This is a genomic window from Streptococcus sp. SM5, assembly GCF_027497975.1.
Genome location: NZ_JAJNSC010000016.1, coordinates 74,675 through 83,253, shown reverse-complemented (window position 1 = coordinate 83,253; position 8,579 = coordinate 74,675). Strand labels below are relative to the sequence as shown.

Sequence of the window (8,579 nt, the reverse complement as noted above, 5' to 3'; positions counted from 1 at the left end):
TTAAAGAAGCTTCAATCCTTGAATTGAACGACCTTGTAAAAGCTATCGAAGAAGAATTTGGTGTAACTGCAGCTGCTCCTGTAGCTGTTGCTGCAGCTGGTGCTGCTGACGCTGGTGCTGCTAAAGATTCATTCGACGTTGAATTGACATCTGCAGGCGACAAAAAAGTTGGCGTTATCAAAGTTGTACGTGAAATCACAGGTCTTGGTCTTAAAGAAGCTAAAGAACTTGTTGACGGTGCACCAGCACTTGTTAAAGAAGGCGTTGCAACTGCAGAAGCTGAAGAAATCAAAGCTAAATTGGAAGAAGCTGGAGCTTCAGTTACTCTTAAATAAGAGGCATATACCAATTAGAATTCGGAATACTATAGTATCAGCCTTTTAGAATCGTGAACACATTTTAGAAACTGATAAATTTATTTAGTTTCCTACCAAAAACCCTACCAAAAATTAATTTGGCAGGGTTTTTCTTTTTAATAAAATTATTTTGGAGAACAGGACTCGTTTTGTAGAACTTTTTAAGAACCCTGACTATCGTTGTCACTATTTTGCAAAACATAAAAAATCAGAGTCAGATTTAGATTTTGCGGAATTTGTCTTTCAAAATCGGGAAAATTCAGATGAATTACAACACCATTTTGATTTTATCTATAGTGTTCAGACTGATGCCAATCCAATCCAACCCAAGCTTTAGCTCGTTTTCGTCAGAATGAAATTACAAAAGAAGAAATGCTTGCTGAGTTTAGAAACCTCTATTCTTTTAAACAATTATCCATTCACAACCAATCTTAAAATAAAGAAGGTTTATCAATCAAAGACAGGAGAGGAGTTACAAAAATGGCAGTAGTATCATTGGAAAATAATATTAAACTATATAGTTCAGAATTATTTCAAGCACTATTAAAAGCCTCTAATTATAAATTGGATGAGCGTATTGCTCAGACTGTTGCAGAAGACTATGCTCGTAATCTAGATTATTATGATCCTGAACTGATGCATGTTGGTGTAACTTCTGTTGCTAACAATTTGCTTACAAAAATTAAACAAGAGTATTTTAATGTATAGTATTTTGAAAAGCCACCGAAAAAGGAATTACTCTTTAAGGTTGCTTTTTTAGAAGTAAAGTTTAGGCTAGAAAAACAAGAAATAACGCACCAATTTTGGTGCGTTATGATTTTTATGCTATAATTGAATTATAAAAATAAAGGAGTTTGCCATGATTGGAAAGAACATAAAATACTTACGTAAAACACATGACTTAACACAACCCGAATTTGCCCGAATTATAGGAATTTCTCGGAACAGCTTAAGTCGGTATGAAAATGGAACTAGTTCAGTCTCTACGGAACTAATAGACATCATCTGCCAGAAGTTTAATGTATCTTATGTCGATATTGTAGGAGAAGATAAAATGCTCAATCCTGTTGAAGATTATGAATTGACTTTAAAAATTGAAATTGTGAAAGAAAGAGGTGCTAATCTACTTTCTCGACTCTATCGCTATCAAGATGGTCAGGGAATTAGCATTGATGATGAATCTAATCCTTGGATTTTAATGAGTGATGATCTATCTGATTTGATTCATACGAATATCTATTTAGTAGAAACTTTTGATGAAATAGAGAGATATAGCGGCTATTTGGATGGAATTGAACGTATGTTAGAGATATCTGAAAAGCGGATGGTAGCTTAATGGAAATCCAAGATTATACTGATAGTGAATTCAAACATGCTCTAGCACGGAATCTTCGTTCACTGACAAGAGGAAAAAAGTCCAGTAAGCAACCTATAGCGATTTTGCTTGGAGGGCAAAGTGGTGCTGGTAAGACTACAATTCATCGTATTAAACAGAAAGAATTTCAAGGAAATATTATTATCATTGATGGCGATAGTTTTCGTTCTCAGCATCCACACTATATAAAACTGCAGCAAGAATATGGCAAAGATAGTGTAGAATACACCAAAGATTTTGCAGGCAAAATGGTAGAGTCTTTAGTAACAGAATTGAGTCATTTGGGATACAATCTTTTGATAGAGGGAACTTTACGAACGATTGACGTTCCAAAGGAAACAGCACAACTCTTGAAAAGTAAGGGATATGAAGTACAATTAGCCTTGATTGCGACAAAGCCTAAGCTGTCCTATCTGAGCACTCTTATCCGATACGAGGAACTGTACGCTATCAATCCAAATCAAGCACGCGCAACTCCAAAAGAACATCATGATTTCATTGTAAATCATCTAGTTGATAATACACGGCAATTGGAAAAACTAGCTATTTTTGAAAGAATTCAAATTTATCAACGAGATAGAAGTTGTGTATATGATTCAGAACAAGATAAGACTTCAGCAGCAGATATTCTTCAAGACTTACTGTTTGGAGAGTGGAGTCAAATAGAGAAGGAGATGCTTAAATCTGGAGAAGAAAGATTGAAAGATTTAACTAATCGAAATGGTGGTTAGATCACGAATTTTAAAATATAGTCTATTTAGGATAAAAAAGTCTTTAAAATCAGAAAAACGTATAGTATTAGGTGTTGAAACTTGATACTATGCGTTTTCTTGTAGGAAGATTTACTCCATTTTCTTCTGAGATTGAGTTTTTCCTCATCTATATTTAAGGATATTTGAAAGTTATATTTTAGAAAAACAGTTATGGAGTTCTTAATACGGAATCTAGTATAAATACTGATTCAAAGTGGAGTGTTGTATGTTTTTTGCTTTTGTTGAGCATAAAATCTATTAACTAAAGTCGAACTACAAAAATTAATTTTAGATGAACTAAACTGTAGGCTTTGGAAAGTTCTCTTACTCGATTTCAGAATGAATTACTGATACGGGATTAAAAGAACTAAGTATTTCTTTTTGCTTTGAATGAGATACGTGAGTATAGATTTGTGTGATCGATATAGAACTATGTCCAAGAATTTGTTGAATATATCGAATATCTACATCACTATCTAGAAGCATTGTCGCAAAGCTATGTCTAAACATATGCGGTGTAATAGTTCTAGAAAAGTTATTTTGTTCAACGATTCTCTTTATTACTAAACGTACACTTTGCTCTGACAATGGTTTAAGTGAATGTTTCCCTGGGAACAAGAAATCATTGGATTCATTTCTTGTTTTATTTATATATGTTTCTAATAAATTGAATGTTTTTTGATCTCCTAAAAATAGGATACGTTCTTTCTTACCCTTTCCTATAATATGGAGTGTCTTATTGGAAAGATTAATGTCTTTGAGATGAATGTGGCAAAGTTCAGAAATTCTGATGCCTGTTGAAAGTAAAAGTGAAATAATTAGTAGATTTCTTTCAGCGTGTTGTTTTTGATAATCAGTTTTAGATAGAACTACTCTCTGCTCTAAATATAAAAAAATACTTTTCAGAATGTCATACGGAATCGTTTTAGGCAATATTTTTTCAGTTCTAAATTGAAAACGCAATTGATTGAAGGGGTTCTCTTCAATTATGTTCTGGTATTTTAGATAGTTATAAAACACCTTCATACAAGCAATTTTTCTTCTTAATGTATTCGTTTTTATGTTAGATTGTGTCAAGTGTTCTATATAGGATTCGACATTATCATAGTCTGAGTTATAAAATTGCATAAGATCATTCTTATAAGCGCGAATCGTGTGTGAACTCAAACGCTTATGAGTTTTGCAATAATCTAAGTAAGTAGAAATAAGTTTATAATCCATAAAAATCTCCTTTATCAATAATCATGCTATTATAAACCTATTTGAGTGCTTTGTATAGTGATAATAAATAGTTATCGGTAGGAGAAATTATGAGATTAGTAGTCATTTTAAATGTCAATCCAGATTCATCCATTCAAACAAAAATTATCGAAAACAGAGAATACACTCGCAATGAATTGAGAGATATTCTCTATAAAAGTTTTTCTAAATTTATTGATGAAATCATATTTTACGATAATTTTGAGAGATTCAAAAAAAGTGTTTTTAATCACCTAGACGATTTTGTGTTAAATTTTGATTTTGGCTATAAAAGTCGAATTAGAAACATGAGTGTCCCAGCATTTTGTGAAAATTATAAAATTAAATATTTCAACCCAGACCCATATGTACAAGTTTTATGTCAAGATAAATTTATGACAGAGAAATTTGCAGAAAATTTTGGTATAAAAGTCCCAAAAAGTTTGTTAGTATTTGCTCATTCATACACTAAAGAAATTTTAGCGAACTTTGAATATCCAATTATTATTAAACCGAACTATGAATCAGAATCAATAGGAATTACACAAAACTCTATTGTTGAAAATATGGAACAGGCAGATATGGCCCTCAAGAAATTAATGAAGGACTTTGATGGTATTCTAGTAGAGGAATACATTGAAGGAAGAGAAGTAGCTATTACTATTTTGGAAAATAAAGGAAAGTTATTTTTTGAAGAAGTTGAACTTATTTTTCCAGAATATAGTGAATTCAAGTATCAGGCTTATACCTCAGAAATTAAACAAAAAATCGGTGTAGAAATCGAAAAAAGTTGCTATTTAAGCGACAAAGATATTATCAACTTAAAGCAACTTTATAAGAACTTGTCTCCAAATAAATTGATACGAGTAGATGGTCGAATAAAAAATGCAGAATTTTATCTAATAGAGATCAATGCCAATCCTGGGTTATATCCAAAATCTGTTGTGCCTAAAACATTCAACATAAATGGCTATACGTACGATGAAATGATACAAACACTCTTTACTCATCATTTAAATTAAGGGGGAGTTTCCACGAAGTTTCATACATTAACTTCATTTTATAATCTGAGAAGTTTTTGATTTGATTATCAGCTAGTTTATTACAGTACATTTCGACCTTTTCAGAATTGTACATTCTATAATAATAATGGCAGAGGTTATAATAAATTTTATCAATAAATCTTTTAAAACCTGTCTCGTTTAACAAATCTTCTAATTCATACACAAGCATTTGACAATTAATATCTGCTATTTGGTCGCTTAGAATATAGTAAACTAGTAAATTATTATAAATTGCGAGTAAATCATATTGATCATATGCAGTTAGCTTAGCATTATTGAGCAGTTCTGGGATAGAGTTATCAATATCATTATTATGGAATTTAATGGTGGCTTCGTTATGAAGAATCATATGATTGTAAATAAGGCTGTCTCCAAAAAAATCTCTGGCTTTATTTAATTGCTCCTCTGCATCATTAATTTTATCATTGACCGCATACAAGTAAGACAAGTAAATAGCATTTAGACCAGAGAATTCTGCATTTTCTAGACTATAAATTCTACCTGAAATTTCCTCAACTTTCCTTAGTCGTTCAGAAAAGCTAAGCTCAAATACATTTGAAATTCTAATTAAATACGGGTAGTACGGATTATCTACTTGTAATTTAATATTTTCAAAGATTGTTTTAGCCTCATCTCTACGTTCTAATTGTATTAAGTTCATTAGTTTAATCAATGATAGTTTGAAAAATTGTGAGCTTTGTTCACTAAGATTCATAATATTTTCCTGAATGTATTTAATGGATTCAGGAAACAATTCACAACGATTTAAAATTAAGGACTTGGCAAATACTATGTCTGCCGTAACTTCTGTTGAAAGATTGATAAACTCTAGTGCCTCATAGTATAAATTTGCATCATAGGCTATTTTAGCTAGCGACAGTGCGAAGGAACTATCTTTCTCAATAAATCTCTGCCTATTTAAATAAAAAATTTCGAAATACTCTTTACGACCTTGTTGTGAATCAAAGTTTAATAAACGTTCCTGTATCTTAGGTAATATTAATTTAATTTGTAAGAAAAATTTTGAACAAATATAGTAATCAACAAGAGTATCTAAATAAACAAATTCATTTGTTTGAGATAGCTTTAAGTTAAGAAATCTGATGAGAATTGAGCCAACAAATGTTTTCTCTTTTTTGAAATAGGTTTCTTGTCTAATTACTTCTGATACAGAGTTTGATAGAAAAACGAAGTTTTCAACTTGGTCTAATAGCCCTTTTTCAAGAAGAAAATCGATATCTTCTTGGGAAAAAGTTTTATCAGTCTCTAACATGATTTCTCTTAAATCCGTAAGTGATAATTTTCTCTTTGTGTAGAATACAAAAAGTAAGAATACTAATTGAGTTTGAGAAATATTTTCAATAATCTGGTAAATGCTCTGTAATTTGGAAGCCTTATTTTCCTTCAAACGCTCAGAAAAATCTTTTAGTATTAAGGAGATTTCCGATAAATCTCCTTTTCTTATAGAATCCTGTAAAGTTGTAAAATTAATTTGTTCAGCTTGTAATGCTAACTGATTTGACAAAATATTTATGTATAGTTTAATGTGCTCATCGGAGAGTTTTTCTAATTGATATGTCCTCAATATTATGTTGCGACTATTTTTAAAACTATTTTCAACTTTTTTATCTGCACACTCAAAAATGAATAGACTTCCTTCAGATTTTTCAATCAATTTATTCAATAAATCGAGTGATTCTTGATCAATTACTGAGGCGTTTGGAAAATTGAAATATAAATTTTCATGATCTAGTACATATTTTGCGTATTCAAATAGATTCTCAGTTTGAGCTTTTAAAATAAAAGTTTCGTATTCTCTAGGATCAGGTATTAAAGAAGGCAAATTTACTTCAGAGATTATAGATTCTAAGCCATTTTCTTTAGATACCATTCCAATAAAAGCTTGACCAAAAAAAGAAGACATTTTTAATAGTAGTTGCAGGGCCTTTGAACTATTAATTTTTTTAGTATAGAATGCTTTAAAATCAAGATACCCATAGAACTGGCTTACTTTATCTAACTCAATTACAAAACGTCTAAATGTAGAAGAGTTTTCAGTGTCATCTAAATGAAGAATCTCAATAGGAGTTTGTGAAAAATGTTTTATAGTTTCTTTTATAAACTCCGACTTCCCTATACCTGAATTCGCTCTAATAATATAAACTTGACTTTTACCTGTTTTTAAATGTTGTTTATATTCATTTTGTATTTTATCTAGTTCATCTCTACGATTTATAAATTCCATATTTTTATTTTCCTACCGATAACTATTTATTATCACTAGTATACCATAAATTCATCTTCAGTAGCTTGAATTGTATAATGAATTTTTACTTAACATTAAATAGCAAACTATGATATTGGTCAACTATAGCTTAAAACACTGTTTTGAAATTATATCTAATACCTTTGAGTCAATTACAAACTTACAACGACGAAATATTTATATAGTCTGAAGAAAATAAGTACAAATTTATTAGAAAATCGAGATTTCATAGGATTAGAACGAAAAATTTCAATTTCAGAACTATATCCTCTAATGATTTTGAATCAGTCTTTTTTAAATTTCTAAATGATATGATAGCATTATCAAGTAAAAAGAAATTTCCCTGATTGGAGACCGTATCAAATCTTTACGAAAGACACATGACACAACCAGAATTTACACGAATTGGGGGTATTTCACGTAATAGCCTTAGTCGTTACTAGAACGTTACCAGTCCACTTTCAACGGGACTGATAGATGCTATTTGCTAGAAGGTCAACGTATCCTATGTCGATATTCTGGGGAAAGAAAAAATGTTGAATCCAGTTGAAGATTATGAAGTAACTCTAAAAATGGAGATTGTCAAGAAACGTGGAACAAAGTCTCCTAGCTTGTCTCTATCGTTATAAAGACAGTCCCTTTGATGATGAGAGAAATGATGAGTGTTGACTTGTCTGCTATGGTGAATACTAACATTTATCTGTTGACTACTTTAGAAGAACTGGAGCGTTACAGAGACTACTTGGATGGTATTTAGAGCATACTAGAAAACACCAGAAAATCGGATAGTAGCTTAATGAGTTTTTATGATATAGTTAGGAGGAGTTTGCCCGTACCTTAGCTTGCAATATTCACACACTGACGAGAGGAAAGAAAATGAGACAAAATCCAGTAGCTTTCTTTCGTGGCGAACTAGAAAGAAAACTATCCATTGTATCAAGCTCAAAGAGTTTCAGGGCAATATAATCATTATTGATGTTGATAGTTTTCGAGCACAGCATCCACTATTCATCAAAGAGAGATTCTCCAAGACCAGTAGAAAGAGAAACATCATAGAACACTTCTACAGGAAAACGTGTCACAACCTTATCATGAGATTGTTGTGTTTGAAGTAATTCCCCTGCGTACTCATCAACCTTATCTTAATTTTTTGAAGAGAACTGAAGATTGGGGCATAATCTTGTATTCTGATTTAAAATAGATTGTTGGAACATCAGGTGTTCTTGCCAGAGTAGAAAGATTTTTTTGATTTGGATTGGATTTCCCCATTTCCCACTTGTTGTATGAAGCTCTATTGATTTTTAATAGGTTGGAGAGTTCAGTTTGGGTATTCTACGTTCTTTAAGATGAATACTAGAAAACATAAGATAAAACTCCAGTTACTTTATTATGCAACAATTATGTCAAAAATTTTTCAAGATGTAAGGAAGAGATATATTTAAGGAGTTATTGGTTATTAAAGGTAGTGATTAAGTACAATTTATCACTAGTGTGATATAATTTTATTGAGCATGTTATGCTAATCGA

The 8,579-nt window shown here is 31.1% G+C and carries 9 protein-coding genes and 1 pseudogene; 7 read left to right on the top strand and 3 right to left on the bottom strand.

Translation table 11 applies throughout. The features are described 5' to 3' along the window. The 5 genes from rplL to pezT form a co-directional block, all read left to right on the top strand. The coding region (gene rplL, locus PAN07_RS12290; protein WP_269797994.1) for a 50S ribosomal protein L7/L12 at nt 1-335 on the top strand (335 nt) is incomplete at its 5' end. Between the two features lie 151 nt (nt 336-486). Continuing rightward, entirely contained in the window at nt 487-693 is a 207-nt protein-coding gene (locus PAN07_RS12285; RefSeq protein WP_258864217.1) for a hypothetical protein, read from the top strand. Between the two features lie 143 nt (nt 694-836). After that, a complete protein-coding gene (locus PAN07_RS12280) occupies nt 837-1,064 on the top strand; it encodes a hypothetical protein (protein ID WP_115904248.1) in 228 nt (75 codons plus the stop codon). A 151-nt stretch (nt 1,065-1,215) separates the two neighbouring features. Then, the gene (gene pezA / locus PAN07_RS12275) at nt 1,216-1,692 is read left to right on the top strand and encodes a type II toxin-antitoxin system antitoxin PezA (protein WP_125448005.1); all 477 of its coding nucleotides are present in this window, start codon (nt 1,216-1,218) and stop codon (nt 1,690-1,692) included. Next, on the top strand, nt 1,692-2,462 hold the full coding sequence (gene pezT, locus PAN07_RS12270) for a type II toxin-antitoxin system toxin PezT (RefSeq protein WP_033685075.1): 771 nt from the start codon (nt 1,692-1,694) through the stop codon (nt 2,460-2,462). Before pezA ends, pezT begins: the two co-directional genes overlap by 1 nt. Nucleotides 2,463-2,807: 345 nt before the next feature. Here pezT and PAN07_RS12265 read toward each other — a convergent pair whose 3' ends face one another. Continuing rightward, nucleotides 2,808-3,704, bottom strand: a complete 897-nt coding sequence (locus PAN07_RS12265) for a tyrosine-type recombinase/integrase (RefSeq protein ID WP_125448006.1) — start codon at nt 3,702-3,704, stop codon at nt 2,808-2,810. Between the two features lie 89 nt (nt 3,705-3,793). Here PAN07_RS12265 and PAN07_RS12260 point away from each other — a divergent pair, with 89 nt between their 5' ends. Further along, nucleotides 3,794-4,744, top strand: a complete 951-nt coding sequence (locus PAN07_RS12260; RefSeq protein ID WP_094753327.1) for an ATP-grasp domain-containing protein — start codon at nt 3,794-3,796, stop codon at nt 4,742-4,744. Here the strand turns inward: PAN07_RS12260 and PAN07_RS12255 are convergent. Further along, a complete protein-coding gene (locus PAN07_RS12255) occupies nt 4,725-7,031 on the bottom strand; it encodes a hypothetical protein (RefSeq protein ID WP_179211360.1) in 2,307 nt (768 codons plus the stop codon). The genes PAN07_RS12260 and PAN07_RS12255 overlap by 20 nt on opposite strands. A 364-nt stretch (nt 7,032-7,395) precedes the next feature. Between PAN07_RS12255 and PAN07_RS12250 the strand changes: the two are divergent. Continuing rightward, nucleotides 7,396-7,809, top strand: a pseudogene (locus PAN07_RS12250) (helix-turn-helix transcriptional regulator). Nucleotides 7,810-8,189: 380 nt separating this feature from the next. Here PAN07_RS12250 and PAN07_RS12245 read toward each other — a convergent pair. Then, nucleotides 8,190-8,321, bottom strand: a complete 132-nt coding sequence (locus PAN07_RS12245; RefSeq protein ID WP_250646346.1) for a hypothetical protein — start codon at nt 8,319-8,321, stop codon at nt 8,190-8,192. Nucleotides 8,322-8,579: the final 258 nt, after the last annotated feature.